This window comes from Rhodococcus sp. BH5 (genome assembly GCF_027583855.1).
GTDB lineage: Bacteria > Actinomycetota > Actinomycetes > Mycobacteriales > Mycobacteriaceae > Rhodococcus_F > Rhodococcus_F qingshengii.
The window spans coordinates 319025-339808 of the sequence record NZ_JAJHVW010000005.1 but is presented as its reverse complement, the minus strand read 5'-3'; the positions used below and the strand labels follow the sequence as shown (position 1 = coordinate 339808).

At 63.8% G+C, this 20784-nt stretch carries 19 protein-coding genes; 8 read left to right on the top strand and 11 right to left on the bottom strand.

What is annotated here, in order from left to right; translation table 11 throughout:
- The 7 genes from mraY to mraZ form a co-directional block, all read right to left on the bottom strand.
- A complete protein-coding gene (gene mraY, locus RhoBH5_RS15680) occupies nt 1-1083 on the bottom strand; it encodes a phospho-N-acetylmuramoyl-pentapeptide-transferase (RefSeq protein ID WP_003941699.1) in 1083 nt (360 codons plus the stop codon).
- Nucleotides 1080-2648: a UDP-N-acetylmuramoyl-tripeptide--D-alanyl-D-alanine ligase gene (locus RhoBH5_RS15675; RefSeq protein ID WP_050655309.1), complete on the bottom strand. Its 1569-nt coding sequence runs from the start codon at nt 2646-2648 to the stop codon at nt 1080-1082. Before RhoBH5_RS15675 ends, mraY begins: the two co-directional genes overlap by 4 nt.
- Nucleotides 2645-4279 (bottom strand): UDP-N-acetylmuramoyl-L-alanyl-D-glutamate--2,6-diaminopimelate ligase, encoded by a 1635-nt coding sequence (locus RhoBH5_RS15670; protein ID WP_042921840.1) that lies wholly within the window; start codon nt 4277-4279, stop codon nt 2645-2647. The genes RhoBH5_RS15675 and RhoBH5_RS15670 overlap by 4 nt, the downstream gene beginning before the upstream one ends.
- Before the next feature lie 183 nt (nt 4280-4462).
- Complete coding sequence (locus RhoBH5_RS15665; protein WP_003941764.1) at nt 4463-6337, bottom strand: peptidoglycan D,D-transpeptidase FtsI family protein; 1875 nt, start codon at nt 6335-6337, stop codon at nt 4463-4465.
- On the bottom strand, nt 6334-6978 hold the full coding sequence (locus RhoBH5_RS15660; RefSeq protein ID WP_003941715.1) for a hypothetical protein: 645 nt from the start codon (nt 6976-6978) through the stop codon (nt 6334-6336). The genes RhoBH5_RS15665 and RhoBH5_RS15660 overlap by 4 nt, the downstream gene beginning before the upstream one ends.
- A complete protein-coding gene (gene rsmH, locus RhoBH5_RS15655; RefSeq protein ID WP_007730079.1) occupies nt 6975-7988 on the bottom strand; it encodes a 16S rRNA (cytosine(1402)-N(4))-methyltransferase RsmH in 1014 nt (337 codons plus the stop codon). Before rsmH ends, RhoBH5_RS15660 begins: the two co-directional genes overlap by 4 nt.
- 190 nt (nt 7989-8178) lie before the next feature.
- Nucleotides 8179-8610 (bottom strand): division/cell wall cluster transcriptional repressor MraZ, encoded by a 432-nt coding sequence (mraZ, locus tag RhoBH5_RS15650; protein WP_003941779.1) that lies wholly within the window; start codon nt 8608-8610, stop codon nt 8179-8181.
- A gap of 403 nt (nt 8611-9013) precedes the next feature.
- Here mraZ and RhoBH5_RS15645 point away from each other — a divergent pair, with 403 nt between their 5' ends.
- The gene (locus tag RhoBH5_RS15645) at nt 9014-9208 is read left to right on the top strand and encodes a hypothetical protein (protein WP_003941749.1); all 195 of its coding nucleotides are present in this window, start codon (nt 9014-9016) and stop codon (nt 9206-9208) included.
- Here the strand turns inward: RhoBH5_RS15645 and RhoBH5_RS15640 are convergent.
- Nucleotides 9205-9651: a DUF3040 domain-containing protein gene (locus RhoBH5_RS15640; protein ID WP_003941660.1), complete on the bottom strand. Its 447-nt coding sequence runs from the start codon at nt 9649-9651 to the stop codon at nt 9205-9207. The genes RhoBH5_RS15645 and RhoBH5_RS15640 overlap by 4 nt on opposite strands.
- A 237-nt stretch (nt 9652-9888) precedes the next feature.
- Entirely contained in the window at nt 9889-10440 is a 552-nt protein-coding gene (locus RhoBH5_RS15635; protein ID WP_223304500.1) for an SAV_6107 family HEPN domain-containing protein, read from the bottom strand.
- Nucleotides 10441-10587: 147 nt separating this feature from the next.
- On the opposite strand from RhoBH5_RS15635, the gene RhoBH5_RS15630 reads away from it, so the two are divergent.
- From RhoBH5_RS15630 to RhoBH5_RS15620, 3 genes are all read left to right on the top strand, one after another.
- A complete protein-coding gene (locus RhoBH5_RS15630; protein ID WP_003941672.1) occupies nt 10588-11193 on the top strand; it encodes a GNAT family N-acetyltransferase in 606 nt (201 codons plus the stop codon).
- Nucleotides 11190-12788 (top strand): phytoene desaturase family protein, encoded by a 1599-nt coding sequence (locus RhoBH5_RS15625; RefSeq protein ID WP_042452826.1) that lies wholly within the window; start codon nt 11190-11192, stop codon nt 12786-12788. The genes RhoBH5_RS15630 and RhoBH5_RS15625 overlap by 4 nt, the downstream gene beginning before the upstream one ends.
- Before the next feature lie 70 nt (nt 12789-12858).
- Nucleotides 12859-13653 (top strand): LppM family (lipo)protein, encoded by a 795-nt coding sequence (locus RhoBH5_RS15620; protein WP_064444269.1) that lies wholly within the window; start codon nt 12859-12861, stop codon nt 13651-13653.
- Between the two features lie 49 nt (nt 13654-13702).
- On the opposite strand, the gene RhoBH5_RS15615 is transcribed toward RhoBH5_RS15620, so the two are convergent.
- Nucleotides 13703-14692 carry a methylenetetrahydrofolate reductase gene (locus tag RhoBH5_RS15615; RefSeq protein WP_003941803.1) on the bottom strand — a complete coding sequence of 330 codons (990 nt, stop codon included), beginning with the start codon at nt 14690-14692 and terminating at the stop codon, nt 13703-13705.
- Between the two features lie 170 nt (nt 14693-14862).
- Here RhoBH5_RS15615 and RhoBH5_RS15610 point away from each other — a divergent pair, with 170 nt between their 5' ends.
- From RhoBH5_RS15610 to RhoBH5_RS15595, 4 genes are all read left to right on the top strand, one after another.
- Complete coding sequence (locus RhoBH5_RS15610) at nt 14863-16002, top strand: polyprenyl synthetase family protein (protein ID WP_080961139.1); 1140 nt, start codon at nt 14863-14865, stop codon at nt 16000-16002.
- A gap of 2 nt (nt 16003-16004) precedes the next feature.
- Complete coding sequence (gene crtI / locus RhoBH5_RS15605) at nt 16005-17597, top strand: phytoene desaturase family protein (RefSeq protein ID WP_030537040.1); 1593 nt, start codon at nt 16005-16007, stop codon at nt 17595-17597.
- A 98-nt stretch (nt 17598-17695) separates the two neighbouring features.
- Nucleotides 17696-19273 (top strand): alpha-(1->6)-mannopyranosyltransferase A, encoded by a 1578-nt coding sequence (locus tag RhoBH5_RS15600; protein WP_003941737.1) that lies wholly within the window; start codon nt 17696-17698, stop codon nt 19271-19273.
- 10 nt (nt 19274-19283) lie between these two features.
- Nucleotides 19284-20228: a phytoene/squalene synthase family protein gene (locus tag RhoBH5_RS15595; protein ID WP_007730072.1), complete on the top strand. Its 945-nt coding sequence runs from the start codon at nt 19284-19286 to the stop codon at nt 20226-20228.
- A gap of 20 nt (nt 20229-20248) precedes the next feature.
- Here the strand turns inward: RhoBH5_RS15595 and RhoBH5_RS15590 are convergent, their stop codons facing one another.
- Nucleotides 20249-20617, bottom strand: coding sequence for an Rv2175c family DNA-binding protein (locus RhoBH5_RS15590; RefSeq protein WP_003941747.1), 369 nt, complete (start codon nt 20615-20617; stop codon nt 20249-20251).
- Between the last annotated feature and the right edge of the window lie 167 nt (nt 20618-20784).

Below are 20784 nucleotides of genomic sequence, written 5' to 3'. Positions count from 1 at the left end.
TCAGCCTCCGAGCGCTGCGAGGTATTCGCTGTAGAAGAGTGCCAATCCGATAGCCGACGCAATAGCTGCCAACAACCAGAATCTGATGATCACCGTGGTTTCAGCCCACCCGGCAAGTTCGAAGTGGTGATGGAACGGCGCCATTCGGAAGACCCGCCGTCGGCTGGACCGGAACACCGCTACCTGGATCACCACCGACGCGGCCTCCGCGACGAACAGTGCACCGATGACCACCATCAACAGTTCCGTGCTGGTGGTGATCGACAATCCGGCGAGCATGCCGCCGAGGGCAAGAGAACCGGTGTCGCCCATGAAGATCTTGGCGGGTGCGGCATTCCACCAGAGGAAACCGATGCACGCGCCGGCGCCGGCCGCGCAGAGCACCGCGAGATCGAGCGGGTCTCGGACGTCGTAGCAACCCTTACCGGGATTCGTCTCGCACGAGTAGCGGAACTGCCAGAACGTGATGATGACGTAGGCGCCGAGAACGAAACTCATCGCTCCGGCGGCCAATCCGTCGAGGCCGTCGGTCAGGTTGACGGCATTGGACCAGGCGCTGACCAGTAGGTAGCAGAAGGCGATGAAGACCACGGAACCGAGTGAGACGGTGGCGATGTCGCGGACGTACGACAGATGAACACTGCCCGGAGTCAGCCCGTCGTCACCGCGGAACTGAAGGGCCAGGATTCCGAAGGCAATGGCAGCGACGAACTGGCCGACCAGCTTCGCTGTCTTGTTCAGTCCCAGATTGCGCTGCTTGCGGATCTTGATGAAGTCGTCGAGGAAACCGACTCCACCGAGCGCGGTGGTCAGACCGAGAACGAGTAGGCCGGACGCCGACGGTCCCTCCGCGTTGTCCATGCCGAGACCGATGAGGTGTGAGCCGAGATAGCCGGCCCAGATTCCGGTCAGGATCGCGACGCCGCCCATCGTGGGAGTGCCGCGCTTGGCCTGGTGACTGGCTGGACCTTCGGTTCGGATCTCCTGCCCGAAACCTTGTTTCGAGAACGCCTTGATCAGGATCGGCGTGAGCATGATGGAGACCGCCAGCGCGATGCCTGCGGCGAGAAGAATCTGGATCACTGCGAATCCCCGCCGTTCTCGCCATCGGTGTTCTCGCTGTCGGTGTTCTCGCTGTCGGTGTTGGGCGTTGCAGCCAGTATCGCTTCGGCGACCGTCCACAGTTCCACCGACTTGGACGCCTTCACCAGGACGAGATCGCCCGGTTCGAGTTCCGCTTCAAGAATGGCGATTGCCGCAGCTGCGTCGGGCACGACGACGGACTCGTCACCCCACGACCCCTCCATCACCGCACCTTGATGCATCGCACGCGAGGTGCGGCCCGTCCCGACGACGATCAACTTGCTGACATCGAGTCTGACGGCCAGGCGACCGATCGCGTCGTGCTCGACAACTGATTCCGGTCCGAGCTCACCCATCTCTCCGAGCACAGCCCAGCTACGGCGACCGAAGTGCCGATCCGATCGCGCCATGGACACCAACGCTTTGAGGGCGGCTCGCATGGAATCGGGATTGGCGTTGTAACTGTCGTTGACGACGGTGACGCCGTCGGCGCGCTCGGTGACTTCCATCCGCCTCGCGGACGCTGCCTTCGTGCCCTCGAGGACACGCGCGATGTCTGCAACCGCGAGGCCGTTCTCGAGTGCGACGGCCGCCGCGGCCAGGGCGTTGCTCACGTGGTGTTCGCCGTGAACGGCCAGGCGAATACGTGCAGAACCCTGTGAACAGTTCAGTGTGAAGGAAGCCCTGGCCTGGTCGTCGACAACCACGTCGGTCGCCCGAACGTCGCAGTCTTCGGACTGACCGACGAATACGATCCGGGCCTTGGTTCGACTCGCCATTGCGGCGACCATGCGGTCGTCGGCGTTGAGGACCGCAACTCCACCGTCGGCTGCCGACGGGAGTGCTTCCACCAGTTCACCTTTGGCGACCGCGATCGCTTCACGCGAACCGAACTCACCGAGATGGGCAGTGCCCACATTGAGAACTACGCCGATCTTCGGCGGCGCGATCTTCGTCAGTTCGCCGACATGACCGACCCCACGGGCCGACATCTCGAGAACGAGGAAGCGGGTCCTCTCGTCGGCGCGGAGCACTGTCCACGGCAGACCTAATTCGTTGTTGAACGACCCGGGGGGCGCAACCACCTCGCCGCACTCGCGCAGCAGCGCTGCTATCAGATCCTTGGTCGAGGTCTTGCCGGCAGAACCAGTGACACCGACCAGCGTCAGTCCACCATCGGTCGGTGCGCCGTTAGTTGCCAGTTCGTCGACGACTGCTCGGGCCAGAAGGCCGAGGGCATGCAGGACCGCGGCTCCGGACCCGTCGGTGTCGTGTTCGAGCAGCATCACTGCACTGGGACCGTCGTTCGGCACCGATGGAACGACGATTGCCGGAACTCCGACCGGCCGCGCCGCGAGCACCGCCACAGCGCCCGCTGCCACCGCCGCTTCCGCGTGATCATGACCGTCGACACGCGCTCCGGGTAGGGCGAGGAAGAGCCCACCTGGAGCTACTTTGCGCGAATCGAATTCGACGGTTCCAGTCACCTGCGTCGACGAATCGTCGACGTCGTGCAGGGTTCCTCCGACGATCTCGGCGATCCGAGAGAGCGTCATCGGGATCATTGCTTGCCTCCATGTGCTGTGTTGATCGCGAATCGGCCGATCATTTCGCCCAACACCTCGCGGTCGTCGAACGGGTGTTTGACCCCGTCGATTTCTTGACCTACTTCGTGGCCTTTGCCTGCCACCAGGACGACATCTCCTGGCTGTGCCCACCGGACTGCTTGCTCGATCGCGGCGGCCCGGTCCCCCACTTCGCGAACCTCGCCGCGTTCGGATTCGGGCACGTCCATGGCGCCTTGCATCACCGAAGCGCGAATCTTCGCCGGATCCTCGGTGCGTGGGTTGTCGTCGGTGACGATCAGCAGGTCTGCGCCTCGCGCACCCGCTTCACCCATGAGTGCCCGTTTGCCGGCGTCGCGGTCACCGCCCGCACCGACCACCACGGCCACTCGGCCGGGAACCTGGTTGCGCAGCGTGGCGATCACGGCTTCGAGCGCTGCCGGCTTGTGGGCGTAGTCGACCACGGCGAGAAAGCTCTGCCCCCGGTCGATCCGCTGAACTCGCCCCGGGACGTCCACGGTCCCGAGCGCTCGAACAGCCGCGTCCGGGTCGAGTCCCGCAGCAAAACTGACGGTCAACGCCAGCGCAGCGTTGGCCACGTTGTATCGCCCGGGGAGACGAAGTGAGACTGGCCACGACTGTCCATCCGGCCCGACCAACTCGAAGGTCTGCGAGCCGTCCTCGGCAACCTCGACTGCGCCGACCGTCCACTCGGCCTCGGCCGTCGAGGTCGAGACCGTGGTCACCGCGTCGCTCTCGTCGGTCGCGGCCAACTCGGCCATCCGTCGACCCCACACGTCGTCGACGCAGACGACGGCATGCTCGGCTCGCACCGTCGACTCAGGATCGAACAACCGAGCCTTGGCCTGGAAGTACTCCTCGAAGTCCCGATGGAAATCCAGGTGGTCCTGCGAAAGATTGGTGAACGCGCCGATGTCGAAGCGGATGCCGTCGACGCGTCCGAGAGCAAGAGCGTGACTGGAGACCTCCATGACGACGGTATCGATCCCCTGCTCTGCCATCACGGCGAACAGAGCATGCAGTTGCGGAGCTTCCGGCGTGGTCAGAGCGCTGGGCACCCGGCGGCCGTCGATTCGAGTCTCGATGGTCCCGACCAGGCCGGGCTTGCGGCCGGCTCCGGCAATCGCAGCTTCGAGCAAGTACGACGTCGTGGTCTTGCCCGATGTACCGGTAATGCCGACGACCTGCATCTTCTCCGAGGGCCGGCCGTAGATTTCCGCGGAGATCTCACCGAGCACATCCCGCGGGTTCGGATGAACGAGAACTGGGACGGACCGGTCAGGCGCCTTGTCCGCGGCCTCGATCAGTTCGAGGCCGGCCTCGTCGGTCAAGATCGCGGTCGCACCGCGCCCCAGAGCGTCGACGGCGAACTGAGCGCCATGGGTCCGTGCACCGGGCAGAGCGGCGAAGAGGTCATCGGTCACGATTCCCTGCGCACGCAGGTCGACGCCCTTGACGACGACCTCCGAGGACTGTGATCCCGGTTGCCCCACCCATTCGAGGCGAGCCCCGGACAGTTCGGAGAGCGCCGTGATCGCGGTAGCAACCGGTTGTGTCGGACGCGTCCCGGGAGCGCCGTCCGAGTTCGACGATTGCAAACGATTCGGCACTGTCACTCGACTCCTGGCAATTGTCGTTGTTCTATCGCGGTCGTTGTCTATGGCGGTCGTTGTCTATGGCGGTCGCAACGCAAGCAAAGTTCGGCGCACTGCGCTGAATGAGGTTACTGCGACGTTTGAGATTACCGTGTCCGGGATTCACCCGAAGACCGTGTCGAAACCGACACACCGCAATCAGTCCGCCTGCAACACCAACTTGCGACCGGGGTCCGGCGACATCGGGACACTGTCACGCTGGAGCATCCACGACGCGATGTTGTGGAACAACGGTGCCGCCGACTGACCGCCGCCGCCGTCCACGCCGCGAACCGGTGCGTCGAGCATGATTCCGATCACGAATCGAGGATTGTCCGCAGGCGCGATTCCCGCGAAGGTGATCCAGTAGTTGGAGTTGGAGTAGCACTTGCACGCGGGATCCACCTGCTGCGCGGTCCCGGTCTTTCCACTGACCTGGTATCCCTCGACGCCCGCGGCAACACCGGTTCCTCGTTGGTTGCCGGTGTCTTCCTGAGTGACCGACCGGAACATGTCCCGAACGGTCGCCGCTGTCTGGGCGCTGACCACCTCGACGCCCTCGGGCTGCGGCGTCTCGGTCCGCGTGCCGGAAGAATCGACAGTCGACTTCACGATCCGCGGAGGAATTCGCACGCCGTCGTTGGCAATGGCCTGGTACATCCCGGTCATCTGCAGGGTTGTCATCGAGAGACCCTGCCCGATCGGCAGGTTCGCGAAGGTTCCGCCCGACCACTGGTCGCGACTCGGAACGCTGCCCGCGCTCTCGCCGGGAAGTCCGACGTCGGTGCGTTGTCCGAGGCCGAACCTGTTCAGCATGTCTGCGTAGCGATCCTCGCCCACTCGCTGAGCGAGCATCAAGGTGCCGACGTTCGAGGACTTTCCGAACACACCGGTAGAGGTGTACGGGGCCACACCGTGATCCCACGCGTCCTTGACTGTGGCACCGGACATCGTGATGCTGCCCGGGACCTGCAGAACTTCGTCCGGAGTTGTCTTACCGTCCTCGATGGCCGCTGCTGCGGTGACGATCTTGTTCACCGATCCGGGCTCGAACGGCGTACTGACCGACGGATTGCCCATTTCGGCTGTCGGCGCGTTCTTGTCGATGCCGATTGCGGGGTTGAAGGTGCTGTCGTTGGACATGGCCAACACCTGTCCCGTCTTGGAGTCCATGACCACAACCGAAGCGTTCTTTGCGCCCGACTTGTCCTTGGCGATCTGGACCTGCTGCTGAACGTAGAACTGGAGGTCCGAATCGATGGTCAGCTCGACACCCGAACCGTTGACTGCCGGTTGCTTGTCACGCCAGCTACCGGGGATCACAGCGCCGTCGGAACCGCGGTCATACGTTTCGGATCCATCGGTTCCGGCGAGCGTGGAGTCCATCGAATCTTCGAGACCGAGCAAACCGTGCCCGTCCCAGCCGGTCGCGCCGACGAGATTCGCGGCCAGAGAGCCACCGGGGTACTCGCGGATGTCCTGACGCTCGAGGCCGACCTCCCGGAACTTGTCCGAGATCTCGGCAGCAACCGCCGGATCCACGCTGCGCGCGAGGTACGTGAAAGTCTCGTTGCTGTTCATCTTCTGAAGCAGATCTTTTTCCGGAACGGTATCGCCGAGCTTGGCGTGGATTCCGGCGGCGATCTCGGCGAGGCGATCGCTCACTTCCGGCGCCTGCTTGTCACCCTCGGCGCCCTGCTCGATGCTCTTGGCGCGCGCTTCCTCGAGTTCCTTGCGTACCCGCACCGGCTGGAAAGTCAGCGCCTTGGCTTCCATGGTGAAGGCGAGGGGGTTTCCGTTGCGATCGGTTATCGAGCCACGTACAGCCGGATCGACCTGGGTCGTGGTTCGTTGATTGGCAGATTCCGCAGCCAGACTCGGCGCGTCGATTCCCTGAATCCACAAGAGCTGCAATGCCGCAACGGCGAGCGCACCACACATGGTGATACGACCGACTCGCTGACGAAACGGAAATGAGGCGGTGGCCGAGCGGCGCGGACGCCGACCGGGGTTGTTACGGGAGTTCTGACTCACCGACGTTCCTCAGGCGGAGCAGGCACCGCCGTCGTGGTGGCGGGTGCTGTCGTCGTGGGGATCACAGGAACCAATTGTTCACTCTGCGCGAGGTTTCGCGTGTTATTCGGAACGCTCGGCGTGGCTCCGGGAGCAACCGGCGTTGTGGTGCGCGGGGGTGTCGCAGTCGGTGCGGGCACCGATGTGGGCGCATCGAGCGGAGGCATAGCTCCGGCAGTCGCGGGAGTCGGCGTTCCGACGACCTCGACCGAACCGTCCGGATGAACTACCAGTCGTGCAGGGTCCTTGGCGGGGACCATGCCGAGAGCGCTTGCCTGATTTGCCAACTCCGGAGCCGAGTTACGCGACTGGAAGTCACGTTCGAGCGCTGCTTTCTGCTCGACCAAAGACTGGTTGTATGCACGTGCATCACTGAGTTGGTACGAATCCTCGGCAGCGCGAGTGGTCAGCAGCAGAGTCACCGCGAGACCGATGGACAGAAGTCCGATGACGGAGGCGACGAACGGCACTCTCCCCTTGAGCATCGCCCGAGGAGAGATAGACGGGCCGGCAGCAGCGACAGTTCCGGTCCGGCCTGCCGCCCGTGCGGTGCGCTTGTCGTATGCACGTTGCGCTGCACCGGATTTGCCCTGACGACTCATGCCCGCCTCCTGGAAATGCGTTCTGCGGCACGCAAACGCACCGGAGCTGATCGTGGGTTCTCTTCGATTTCCTGCTCTGACGCACGTTCTGCGCCACGGGTGAGAATGCGGAACTCCGGTCCCATACCCGGCAACTCGACCGGTAGTCCTTCAGGACTGGTGGACTTCGAGCGGGGAACCAACTCCGCCTTCACAACTCGATCCTCGAGCGACTGGTAGGACATGAACACCACTCGCCCACCGACTGCCAGTGCGTCGAGCCCGGCAGGAACGGCTGCACGAAGCGAATCCAACTCGGCATTGACTTCGATCCGCAGCGCTTGGAAGGTGCGCTTGGCCGGGTGTCCCCCCGTACGCCGCGTGGCTGCCGGGATTGTTCGGTACAGCAATTCGACCAGAGCTGCACTGGTGGTGAAGGGTTCACGCTCACGCTGCCGAAGGATCTCGGACGCAATCTTTCCCGCGAACCGTTCTTCGCCGTACGTGCTCAGAATGCGAGCAAGGTCGCCGTGACTGTAGGTGTTCAGGACCTCTGCCGCGGTCAGCCCGACCGTCTGATCCATCCGCATGTCGAGAGGAGCGTCGATCGAGTACGCAAAACCTCGGTCGGCTTCGTCCAACTGCATCGACGACACACCCAGATCGAAAAGGATCGCGTGAACCGACTCCGTCGACGGCAGACCTGCCTGTTCGAGCGCGTCCTCGATCCCGTCGTACGTGGTGTGCACGAACGTCGTTCGGTCCGCGAATGGCGCCAGACGCTCGGAAGCGATCCGGAGTGCGTTGGTGTCGCGATCGAGACCGATGAGGTGAAGGCCCGGGTACTTGCCCAGGAAGAATTCGGAGTGGCCACCGAGCCCCAACGTCGCATCGATCATGTATGCGCCCGCTCCACCGTCACCGACGGCGGTGATGGCAGGGCCGAGAAGATCGTCGGCGCGGTGCAGAAGTACAGGGACGTGCGCGAAGCCATCGGCATCCGAGGGTTCGTTCACCTCGTGATCCACCATGATTGCTCCGGCTCCTACTTTCATGATTTCCGATGACTTTTCGAAAAGGTGCTGACTTTCCGAGAAGGCGATGACTGTTCGAGAAGGCGAATGCTTCGAGGTCCCTGCCCGAAGGAGAACCTGGCGCTGGGGAAGTGCGTCAGGGTCTTTCCGGGCAGAGGCCTCGCGGCATTCGCCGGGGGCTCTTCGCCTAGACGATCTCGCTGAGAGATTCGCCTGTTGCCTGCGAATAGTCCTCTTCGTTGTCTCCGAGATACCTCTCCCAGGCTGCTAGATCCCAGATCTCGAGGTAATCGACGGAGCCGGTCACTACGCATTCCTTGGACAGGTTTGCGTAACGCCGATGATCAGCCGAGAGGGTGATTCGCCCCTGGGCATCGGCGTGCTGTTCATCTGTGCCGGCGGCCAGAGCACGGACATACGCCCGAGCTGCCGGATCATTGCGTGGAGCTGCCGCTGCCTTTCGAGCAAGCTTGACGAACTCGTCCCGGGGGTAGATGGCGAGGCTGTGATCCTGACTCTTGGTGATCATCAATCCTCCTGCCAGTTCGTCTCGGAACTTTGCCGGCAACGTGAGCCGACCTTTGTCGTCGAGCTTCGGCGTGAAGGTACCGAGGAACACTCGACACCTCCTGCGAGCTTGCGCTGAAACCCTCCCTATCGAGCGGATCGTGCTTCAGCTCTCCGCCCGAACCCACAGTACCCCACTTTCCCCCACAAACAAGGAGCACATGGTCCCTATTCAGCATCATTTGCTGATAAATAGCAGGTCAGCGCAGGTGGGGAGACGTGGGGGAAATTTGCAACCGTGTCCCGGCCCACACCGCCGTCAGATCGACACTTTACGCCACGATCTGTTGCTCCCCCACACAAAATCGCAGTACAAGCGCGGTTTTCGAATAGACGTGAGCGGGACGAGGTCTGGTCGTGCGTTGCAGTTCGACCAGGGTGGAGGAAAGTGGAGGGCCGAGTGGAGCGAAGTGGGGGAAGCCCGCGGGCATGCCCTGAGGCAGCAGGAGTGGCGAGTGATTCGCTCGCACGTCACTGATTCACTCGATGGATTGCCGGCGCACACGTACAACACCCACAGCAACGGCGTGTGGCGGTCGGCAACCTTGGTTGCCGACCGCCACACGTGTGGTCGTCCGTGCCCTGAAGAGGGCGTCACGTCCGAACTGCATCACTCTCGAAGTACGCCCGAAGAAGGGCGGGAGAGCTAGTCCTGCTCGAACCTGCGTTTGAATCGATCTTCCATCCGCGACGAGAATCCGCCGCCGGACTTCCGGCCGCGTCCCCGCCCGGATCCGCCGGCACTACCCCTACCCGGCGGACCGGAGGGATGATTGCCACCTTCGGAAGCGGAGTCGGCGGCCGGCGCAGACTTACGTCCACCACCCCAGAGGAACAACACCCCTGCGCCGAACATGAACAAGAAACCGAACAGGCTGATGATCGGAAAACCGCCCGGCTTGAGCGGGAGTGCAACCCCCGCGATCAGCAGGACCAGACCCAGCACGAATAGAGCCGCTGCTTGGAACCGCCGTCTACTCGACGGCGCCCGCATACGGCCGCCCCTCACATTGGAGGCGAACTTGGGGTCTTCGGCATAGAGAGCGCTCTCGATCTGATCGAGCATGCGCTGCTCGTGCTCGGAGAGTGGCACGGTACCTCCCCCGGCACTGGAAGTTTGGCAACCACCCCACGGTGTGAGGCGGCGGGTAATCAAGTTGGACGATTACCTGTTTTCATAATACGAGCAGTTTAGGTCTCGGACCACCAACTCCGGGTACGAGTTCCGCCACAAGCGTACGTATTCGTGTCGAAGGGCCCCGATTCGGCTCCATTTGCCTGTGCGGACCAGGAAATTCCCCGGAAACAACTGCCGACACGGACCATTTGTTCACGACGCTCGCAAATGCTCGGACGCGTCCTGACCGATGAAATCTTCGACCGCCGTGAGAAAACGGCCGACCTCGGCGAAGAATGCGTCGGAATCGGAGTCCGTGATCACGATCGACACGCCGGTTTCCACGGCCGCACGCGTAGAGGACCACCCTGCGAAGAACTTCGACCACGCTCCGAACGCGGGCGCTGCGGCGTCCATCAGAACCCACGCGTTTCCGCTTCGCTTGCGCTTCGAGCCGGCACCGGCAGGAGCTGCGGCCAACACTGCCCCGGCACCACGTAGGGCCGCCAGGTAGGCACACCGGAACCGGTCGGCAGGATCGCCCGCCCCAATCGCTTCCTCGAGAAGCGCATCCGCCTTCCGGAGCAGCCCCCACGCCACACCGGACTTTCCCACTCGAGCAGTGCGGTCGCTGGCGTCCCTCGCGCCGAAGGACCGCCTCGCCGACATCGGCAATCGAGAAATTGCGGCATCCGACGGACTCGACAACTCGGCAGGAAGAGTTCGTTGGCACTTCACACGTTCAGGCTTCACACGCTCGGACATCGGGGCACCTCCTGCACCGTGAGGATCCAAGACCAGGTGGGCCGGAGATGCCCGCTTCCCTTCGGGCATCTCCGGATCACCCACATCGAACGTCTGTTCGACCTATTCAATATAACTGCACCCACCGACACGCCGTCAAGAGAAGAGGTGAGACCGGTCGACCCGCAGATCGCCTGGACACCACATACGGTCGACCTCGATCGCGCAGAATTCGCGAGTCGACTCCACGAGGCACTGGCCGTGTACGTCACCGCGATGGACTATCCGCGAGGAACCGAGTTCCATCGCGCACCGATGTGGCAGGAGCACGCGAACCGGCCTGGCTGGAAGGCAGTCGGCGCATTGGCGGTTCCTCAGCAACCGTCACACGAAAATCTGCCGCTGGTGGGGATCGCTTACGGGTATCGCGGGAGCCCGGACCAGTGGTGGCATCAACAGGTACTGCACGGGCTTCGGCGCTCGGGTCGTCCCCAGAGCGAGATCGACGCGATTCTGAGCGACTACTTCGAACTCACCGAACTTCACGTGCATCCGAACGGACAAGGTCACCGGTTGGGCGAATCGCTCTTGCGCCACCTCCTCGTCGATCGACCCGAACGCAGTGTTCTGTTGTCGACACCCGAGGTGTACGACGAGGACAACCGAGCCTGGCGGCTGTACCGTCGCCTCGGCTTTCGTGACGTGCTCCGCAGATTTCGTTTTGCCGGCGACAACCGGCCGTTCGCAGTCCTCGGCCGTGGACTGCCGCTGTGAGCGCGCTTCTCGACGCCGTCGTCGTCGGCTCCGGACACAACGCGCTCGTATCGGCCGCCTACCTCGCACGCGAGGGTTGGTCGGTCGAGGTTCTGGAGAAGGACACGGTTCTCGGCGGCGCCGTCTCGACCGTCGAGCGATTTCCCGGATACAAGGTGGACCGGGGGTCGTCGGCACACCTCATGATCCGACACAGCGGCATCATCGAGGAACTCGGACTCGGCGCGCACGGACTGCGCTACATCGACTGTGACCCGTGGGCGTTCGCGCCGCCCGCCCCGGGCACCGACGGGCCGGGCATCGTGTTTCACCGCGACCTCGACGCAACCTGCTGGTCCATCGAACGAGCATGCGGGACAAAGGACGCCGACTCCTACCGGCGATTCGTCGCGGTCTGGTCGGAGCGCAGTCGACATGTCATGAAAGCGTTTTCCGCACCGCCCACCGGATCGAACCTGATCGGTGCGTTCGGAGGTCTCGCCACCGCACGCGGCAACAGCGAACTGTCTCGGCAGTTCCTCGCGCCTGGCGACGCACTGCTCGACGAGTATTTCGACAGTGAGGCACTCAAAGCAGCACTTGCGTGGTTCGGCGCCCAGTCCGGGCCTGCGATGTCGGAACCGGGAACCGCTCCGATGGTCGGCTTCGCGGCCCTCATGCACGTCTTGCCGCCAGGGCGAGCAGTCGGTGGAAGCGGCGCACTGAGTGCTGCGTTGGCCTCCCGGATGGCTGTCGACGGCGCCACGGTCGCGCTCGGTGACGGCGTGACGTCGATCCGTCGAAACTCGAGTCACTGGACCGCCACAACCGAGAGCGGTCGAGAAGTTCACGCTCGCAAGGTAATCGCCGGGTGCCACATCCTGACCACGCTCGACCTCCTGGGCCGAGGGGGCTTCGACCGAACCACGCTCGATCACTGGCGGCGGAAAATCAGGGTCGGCCCCGGCATCGGCGCGGTACTTCGACTGGCGACATCCGCGCTTCCGTCGTACCGCGGCGACGCCACGACACGGGAAAGTACCTCGGGATTGCAATTACTCGTCTCCGATCGCGCACACTTGCGCACTGCACACGGCGCAGCACTGGCGGGGGAACTTCCTCCTCGCCCTGCGGTTCTCGGAATGAGTTTCAGCGGAATCGATCCCACGATCGCCCCGGCCGGTCGGCATCAGGTGACACTGTGGTCGCAGTGGCAACCGTATCGCCTCAGCGGACATCGCGATTGGGCATCGGTCGCCGAGGCGGAGGCCGACCGGATCGTCGGCGAGATGGAGGCTTTCGCACCCGGGTTCGCCGATTCCGTCCTCGACCGGTTCATTCAGACTCCCCGGGACATCGAGTCGGAATTGGGGATGATCGGCGGAAATGTCATGCACGTCGAGATGTCACTCGATCAGATGATGTTGTGGCGACCGCTTCCGGAACTGTCCGGCCATCGTGTTCCGGGAGCAGACGGGTTGTATCTGACCGGAGCATCGACTCATCCCGGTGGCGGTGTGTCCGGAGCCAGCGGTCGCAGTGCGGCTCGAATCGCACTGTCGGACAGCCGCCGGGGCGCGACTCGTCGTTGGATGCGTCGTTCGAGCAGGTCGTGAAGGTCACCCGCCGAACTTCACCCGCCGACACGCCCCCGCCTCGATGACTGGCTACGCCACGGCTGGCACGATGACCACTGTGCAACAGTCCACCGATCCCGCCGCCAAGCCGACCAGTCGGAAACGTTTCCTGACGGTTGCCGCGCTCGCCCTCATGCTTGTTCCCTTGCTTGCCGGGTGCATCCGCGTGCAGGTGTCGATGGGAGTGTCCGCGAACGATCGTGTGACCGGACAGGTGGTAGCTGCCGCTATTCCGGCGAACGAGGCGGACAAGGGTCCGCAGCTGACCCCACCTTCGTCGCTGGAAGACAAGATACGGGTTCAGGAGTACAAGAAGGACGGGTACGTCGGCAGCCAGGCGTTCTTCAGCGACTTGTCCTTCGGTGACGTCGCCCAACTGGGCTCCATGTACGCCGAGGGGTCCGGGTCGTTCCAGATCACCCTCAAGCGATCCGGGGACACCGTCACGCTCGACGGCAAGGCAGACCTGAAGACGGTTCCGACTCAGGGCGCCGACGTCCAGGTCAGCATCGCCTTCCCGGCACGGGTCGGCACGACCAACGGAACACGAGACGGCGATTCCCGGGTGTCGTGGACCTTGCCCGCCGGCGAGGTGTCCACGATGCGCGCCGAGGTCAACTACGCGGACCCAAGCACCCGAAGCTTCGCCGGGTGGGCAGGAATCATGGCCGGGCTGGCGCTCGGTGTCGCGATTGTCGTCGGTGCGATGGCCTGGATGGCGCGCAATCGAGCACCGATCAAGCGCGCGCCGGCCGCGAAAGCACCGGTCATGAAGACGCCTGTCACGAAATCACCTGCCAGCAAGCAAGCTGACAACAAGAATCCGAAAAACACCACGAAATAGCGCCTGACGATTGCCCCCCTCGATTGGTGTCGAGCGGGGCAACCGGAGATCAGACGGCTTGTGCTGTCCCGACCGAAGTGTCGGGAGTGAGACCGAGTCGCTCGAGGACCTCACTGGTGGCGCGCGCAAAGTTCAACGTGATGAAGTGCAGGCACGGAGCGCCTTCGGCGATCAACCGCTCACCCATCTCGGTGGCCAGATCGATGCCGAGTTCGCGGACCGCTGCACGGTTCTCGTCCGGACCGCTTCCGGCCGCGGCGTCGAATCGACGCTCGAGAGCGGGGGGCAACGACGAGCCCGAGAGCTCGAGCATGCGCCGCACCGAGCGCAGCGACGTCACCGGCATGATCTCCGGGATGATCGGCTTGGCGCCCTGTTCTGCGTCGTACGCACTCACCCGGTCACGAAGACGCAGGTAGTCCTCCACGTCGAAGAACATCTGTGTGATCGAGTACTCTGCGCCGGCACGCAACTTCGACACCAGGTACTTCGTGTCGTATGCCAAGTCCGGAGCGCGGTAGTGCCCCTCGGGGAACGATGCGACGCCGACGTGGAAGTCGCCCAGGTCACGGACCATCCGCACGAGTTCCTCGGCGTACTCGACGCCTTCGGGATGCTTCTTCCACTCGCCGAGCGGATCGCCGGGCGGATCGCCGCGCAATACGAGGATGTTGCTGATCCCACGATCGGCGTAGGCACCGACCATGGCGCGAAGCTCTTCGGTGCTGTGTGAGACAGCAGTCAGGTGAGCAACCGGCAGCAGGGTCGTCTCTTCGGCAAGTTCGCCGGTGACACGCACCGTACGATCGCGCGTCGAGCCACCTGCGCCGTAGGTCATCGAGACGAACGCCGGTCCGAGCCGCTCGAAGGTACGCACCGCACGCCACAGGCGCGCTTCGGCGTCCGCGTCACGCGGCGGCGAAAACTCGACCGAGAACGGAATACGGCTACCTGTCGAGGAAGCGATCCGATCGACGATCGACGGTGTTCGGGTGGCCCACCCCTCGCTGGAGCGGCCCCTGACTGGATCGAATGTCACCGGTCAAGCATATGTTTTCCAGCTGCAAACAAGCTCATCGCCCAGTACTGCGTATCCCGAATGTCAGGATCGCGCAGTTCACGGCCCGACCCGCCGTTGATTCCAGCCCCTACTAAGCTGGGCCCCAAGCTCGCTTCCGTGTAACCATCCGGCGCGAGAACATACCGATCTTGGAGGCCACCCTGTCCGCAGGAACCGCGCGCGTTGGACAGAGTTCGACCAACACCGCACCGCATCCGACCTCACTCGAACTGCCAGGTTTGTTCGAAGCAGCGCTCCGCGACTTCTTCGCTTCACGCCGCGAACTCGTCACGAACATCGGCGGTGGATACGAGAAGGCCGTCAGCACCCTCGAGGCCTTCGTCCTGCGCGGAGGAAAGCGCGTCCGACCGTCGTTCGCCTGGACGGGATGGCTCGGCGCCGGAGGCGACCCGAACGGGAAGGACGCAGACGCGGTGATTCGTGCGTGCGCCGCCCTCGAACTGGTGCAGGCCTGCGCGCTCGTCCACGACGACATCATCGACGCATCCACGACCAGGCGCGGCTTCCCGACCGTTCACGTCGAATTCGAGGACCAGCACCGAGACGAGGAGTGGAGCGGCGACTCCGCGCACTTCGGCGAGGCCGTCGCCATTCTTCTCGGCGACCTGGCCTTGGCCTGGGCGGACGACATGATCCGAGAATCCGGGATCAGCCCCGAGGCGGCCGCACGTGTCAGCCCGGTCTGGTCGGCAATGCGCACCGAGGTGCTCGGTGGCCAATTCCTCGACATCAGCAACGAAGCCCGAGGCGACGAGACCGTCGAGGCAGCCATGCGGGTCAACCGCTACAAGACCGCCGCGTACACGATCGAACGCCCACTGCACCTCGGCGCCGCGCTGTTCGGTGCGGACGCCGAGTTGGTCGATGCCTACCGGTCCTTCGGCACGGACATCGGTATCGCCTTCCAACTTCGCGACGACCTGCTCGGTGTCTTCGGAGATCCGTCCGTCACGGGCAAACCGTCGGGCGACGATCTCATCGCCGGTAAGCGAACTGTCCTGTTCGCGATGGCGCTTGCCCGCGCCGACGCCGCAGATCCGGCGGCAGCAGAACTGCTCCGCAACGGAATCGGCACGCAGCTGACCGACACCGAGGTCGACACTCTGCGCCAGGTGATCACCGATCTGGGCGCCGTCACCGACGTCGAAACGCAGATCGACACCCTCGTCGAGGCAGCTGCGAACGCCCTCGACTCGAGCACGGCAACGGCAGAGTCCAAGGCTCGCCTGACCGACATGGCGATCGCGGCCACGAAGCGAAGCTACTGACCGTGGCACACGTGCACCGCACTCGAACCGTCAGCTCGCCGACCGATCGAGTCGTGATCGTCGGCGCGGGACTTGCCGGACTGTCTGCGGGGTTGTATCTGCGTGGCGCCGGCCGCGACGTCACGATTCTCGAGAGCAACAGCTCGGTCGGTGGGCGAGTCGGTGTCTACCAGGGCAATGACTACAGCATCGACAACGGCGCAACGGTGCTCACGATGCCCGAACTCGTCGAAGACGCGCTTGCCGCCGTCGGTGCCGACCCAGCCTCGACAAACCCCAAATTCGTTGTGCACAAGCTCGATCCGACGTACCACGCGCGATTCGCAGACGGCACCGCTCTCGATGTCCACGCCGATCCAGAAGACATGGCTGCCGAGGTATCCCGTGTCTGCGGGCCGGAAGAAGCGCAGCGATACCGTGCGTTGCGGCGATGGCTGAACCGGATCTTCGACGCGGAATTCGACCGCTTCATGGACGCCGACTTCGATTCTCCCCTCGGACTGGTCAATTCGCGTGACGCAGTCAAAGATCTGAGCCGGCTCGTCGCACTGGGAGGATTCGGGAAACTGGGCGGGCAGGTGGATCGCAAGATCCGCGACCCTCGCCTCCGGCGGATCTTCACCTTCCAAGCGCTGTATGCGGGCGTTGCTCCGTCTCGGGCCCTCGCGGTGTACGGGGCGATCGCTCACATGGACACCTCACTCGGCGTCTACTTCCCCGAGGGCGGAATGCGCACGATCGCCGAGTCGATGGCCGACGCCTTCACCGAGGCCGGCGGAATTCTGCATCTCGGCCGCACTGTCGAACGCCTCGAGGTGAGCGATCGGCGCGTGCACACCGTTCACACACGCGACGGCGAGCGCTTCGACTGTGACGCCGCCGTCCTCACTCCCGACATGGCCGTCACGGACTCGCTGTTGCGCCCGCATACGCGATTGCGTCCGCGCCCGGTGCGTACATCGCCGTCCGCTGTCGTGATTCACGGCACTGTTTCCTCCGCGGTCGCCGACGAATGGCCCGCGCAGCGACACCACATGATCGACTTCGGCGAGGCGTGGAAGCGTACCTTCGCCGAGATCACGGCACGCCGCGGCCGCGGGCGACTGATGAGTGATCCGTCACTGCTCGTCACCCGACCGGCACAGACCGATCCGAGCCTGGCCTTCTCGCGAGACGGCCGAATCCGTGAACCGCTGTCAGTCCTCGCGCCGTGTCCGAATCTGGACAGTGCAAGTCTCGACTGGTCGACTCTCGGCCCGCCCTACGTGCGCGAAATCATCCTCACGCTGCAAGAACGTGGCTACACGGGACTGGTCGAAGGGTTCGAGATCGATCACGTCGACACCCCGCAGACCTGGCTCGAGAAGGGCATGGCCGCGGGTAGCCCGTTCGCAGCGGCACACACCTTCACCCAGACGGGGCCGTTCCGACGCAAGAACCTCGCCCGCGGCTTCGACAACGTCGTTCTCGCCGGATCGGGAACCGTTCCGGGGGTGGGAGTACCGACCGTTCTGCTGTCCGGACGGCTCGCCGCCGAACGTATTACCGGTACACGCGAGCGAGCCAGCGCGGTGGGCACTCGTGCGAGCAACTAAACTAGCCCCTCGTAACCGACCATTCATCCACGATTCACCGACTCGGGCGCTGCATGCGCCGATCGACACCGATCTCCTCGGGGGAGGAACCTGCACCGATGACGTCCTCTGCCGCAGCCACTGAAAGACCGTGGCACCTAAGGGCCGCCAATTTCCTTCGGACTCCCGAAGGTCACAGTGCACTGCTCGGTTTCTTCGGCGCAGTCATGATCACTTTCGGCGGATTCGGTGCCGGTAGCGTCCGGCGCCAAGATCCGCTGCTCGAGTCGATGCATCTGTCCTGGCTCCGTTTCGGACACGGATCGATTCTGTCGGCGGCCATCGTCTGGATCGGTGTCCTGTGCATGATCGCCGCCTGGGTTCGACTGGGCCGCTCGACTCTGCGCGGTGACGTCTCGTTGCGCGGATTGCGCTACGTCGTCCCGGTCTGGACGTTTCCGCTGCTGTTCGCGGTGCCCATGTTCAGCCGTGACGCCTACTCCTACCTGGCGCAAGGCGCGTTGTTGCGCAACGGCTTCGACCCGTATGCCGTCGGCCCCGTCGTCAATCCGGGAATCCTGCTCGACAACGTCTCCAACGTGTGGACGACGACAACTACCCCGTACGGTCCGGTTCACCTTCTCCTTGCCGACGCCATCGTTCGGCTGACCGGTGAGAACGTCATCGCCGGCACGATGCTGTTGCGGATCACGATGCTCCCCGGACTCGCCCTGATGATGTGGGCCGTTCCCCATCTCGCGACGAAGCTCGGCGGAAACACCTCGATCGCCCTGTGGCTCGCAGTACTCAATCCCCTCGTCCTGATCCACCTGATCGGCGGCGTTCACAACGAGATGCTCATGGTCGGCCTCATGGCCGCAGGCATTGCGCTCGCTCTCGAACGCAAGCACCTCTTCGGGATCGGGCTGATCGCGCTCGCCGTCGCGATCAAGGCAACCGCAGGCGTCGCACTTCCCTTCATAGTCTGGATCTGGATGATCCACGAGCGGGAGGACGCCGCAGCGGCCGGGCGAGAACCGGCGTCACCGATCCGATCGTTCGTCAAAACGGCCGGCGCAGGTTTCGCGGTGTTCGTGGCGGTACTCGGATCCACCTCACTGATCGCCGGAGTCGGCCTCGGCTGGACGACGGCACTCTCCGGTTCGGCAAAGATCATCAACTGGCTCTCGCTGCCCACGATCGTGGCGCACATCGGAACCATGGCAACCTCCTGGTTCGCCGGCGACCATTTCAACGACATCCTCGAAGTCTCCCGGACCATCTCGGCGGTTGTGTTGATCGCGATCATCGCCGTCGTGTGGTGGCGCTACCGCAAGACCGAGCGCGACGCCGTCATGGGCATCGTGATCGTGATGGTCGCCATCGTCGTTCTGTCCCCCGCAGCACTCCCCTGGTACTACTCCTGGCCGCTGGCAGTAGCTGCCGGTTTCGCAATGTCGCCGACGACTCTCGCCGTACTGACCGGGCTGTCCACCTGGCTGATGCTGGTGTTCCAGCCGGACGGATCGATCGGCCTCTACACGTTCCCGCACGTGGCTCTGGCCATCGTCGCTGCCGTGATCGCGGCGATGTCCTTGCAGACGGAAGACCCACTGCGACTTCGTGGACGCAAACACGAGAAACCGATCGAAATGACGTCAGCCGCCTCGGCGCCCTCGACGTCAGGATCTGCGTGATCCGCGTGTCATGAACGCACTGCCTGCGTCCTATGAATTCTGCGAGGACGTGACGAGGGAACACGGCCGAACGTACTTTCTGGCCACCCGGTTGTTGCCCGTACCTCGACGCCGCGCAGTTCACGCGCTCTACGCATTTGCTCGCGTCGTCGACGACATCGTGGACGAACCCTCGGGTCCGCATGAACGAGGCACGGTGCTCGCCGACGTCGAACGTGCAGCCGTCAACGCACTCGACAACCCCACTGCGACAGGTGGCTTCCCGTCGACGGTTCCCCTCGACCTGACACGCGTACTCCCGGCCTTCGCGGATGCTGTGAAGACGTTCGACATCCCGCGCGCATATTTCGACGCCTTCTTCGAGTCCATGCGGATGGACGCCCCCGACACGGCGAAGTTTCGACCCGTTTACAACACGATGGACGAACTCAGCGAGTACATGTACGGCTCTGCCGTCGTCATCGGTTTGCAGATGCTCCCGATTCTCGGAGTGAGCGTTCCGCAGCAGGAAGCTGTAGTGCCCGCGTCGAATCTCGGTGAGGCGTTTCAGCTGACCAACTTCATCCGCGACGTCGGTGAAGACCTCGACCGGGGACGTCTGTATCTACCGGCGGGCGAGTTCGCCGCATTCGGGGTCGACATCGAGATGCTCGAACACGGGCGAAGAACCGGAACGGTGGACGTTCGGGTCAAGCGCGCGCTGGCACACTTCATTGCCGTGACGCGGGGGCGGTATCGGTCTGCCGAATCTGGCATCCCGATGCTCGATCGGCGGGTCCAGCCGTCGATCCGCACGGCTTTCGTGTTGTACGGAGCAATTCTCGACCAGGTCGAGCGCGCCGACTTCCGGATACTGCATCGACGTGTGTCCGTTCCAGGACGCACGCGACTTCGAGTCGCTGCGCCGGGTCTGGTCCGGTCGGCAACCTACGCGGCGAAAAACCGCATGCGGTGAGTTGTCAGAAGGCCGGCAGCTCAGAAAGCCATGGCCTGTGCGCGGCGGATGACCTCACGCGCGAGATCACCATGCAGTGCGTCCACCGGGCGCCCCGGCAGGGAATCGTCGGCCAGGAACAACCAGCGGAGGATTTCGACATCGGTGTAGCCGCCGTCGTGCAGCACCGCCAGCAGACCGGGCAGCCACTTGACGATCTGGCCGTCCTCGCCGAAGAACACTTCGGGGACACCGAGAACGCCATGCCGCTTGACTGCGATGATCTTGTGATCGCGAAGCAACTGGTGAACCTTGCTCACCGGCAACCCGACGTTCTTCGCCACATCCACCAGCTGGAACAGGGAAACCGAAGAATCCAGGACATCATCACAATAAGGAATCGCGCTCACCGCGAGAAGTTTATCCGGTCCGGCGAGCCCGCTGTGTACCGCCCGGTGCAGTGCTCGAAACTGCCGCTCCGCTCAGGTCACAGCGCTCTGTGACGTTCTCGAGACTTCCGCGTCGGTATCGCTGGCTACGATGGACGGGATGCGGCGTATCAGTAACCGGGATTTCG

What these genes read in the sequence shown, in the direction of transcription:
- RhoBH5_RS15660 (WP_003941715.1), bottom strand. Translation starts at nt 6,978, where the DNA reads ATGAGTCGTCAGGGCAAATCCGGTGCAGCGCAACGTGCATACGACAAG.
- rsmH (WP_007730079.1), bottom strand. Translation starts at nt 7,988, where the DNA reads ATGGTGGATCACGAGGTGAACGAACCCTCGGATGCCGATGGCTTCGCG.
- RhoBH5_RS15675 (WP_050655309.1), bottom strand. Translation starts at nt 2,648, where the DNA reads ATGATCCCGATGACGCTCTCTCGGATCGCCGAGATCGTCGGAGGAACC.
- RhoBH5_RS15635 (WP_223304500.1), bottom strand. Translation starts at nt 10,440, where the DNA reads ATGTCCGAGCGTGTGAAGCCTGAACGTGTGAAGTGCCAACGAACTCTT.
- RhoBH5_RS15620 (WP_064444269.1), top strand. Translation starts at nt 12,859, where the DNA reads ATGACCACTGTGCAACAGTCCACCGATCCCGCCGCCAAGCCGACCAGT.
- RhoBH5_RS15595 (WP_007730072.1), top strand. Translation starts at nt 19,284, where the DNA reads ATGAACGCACTGCCTGCGTCCTATGAATTCTGCGAGGACGTGACGAGG.
- RhoBH5_RS15600 (WP_003941737.1), top strand. Translation starts at nt 17,696, where the DNA reads ATGACGTCCTCTGCCGCAGCCACTGAAAGACCGTGGCACCTAAGGGCC.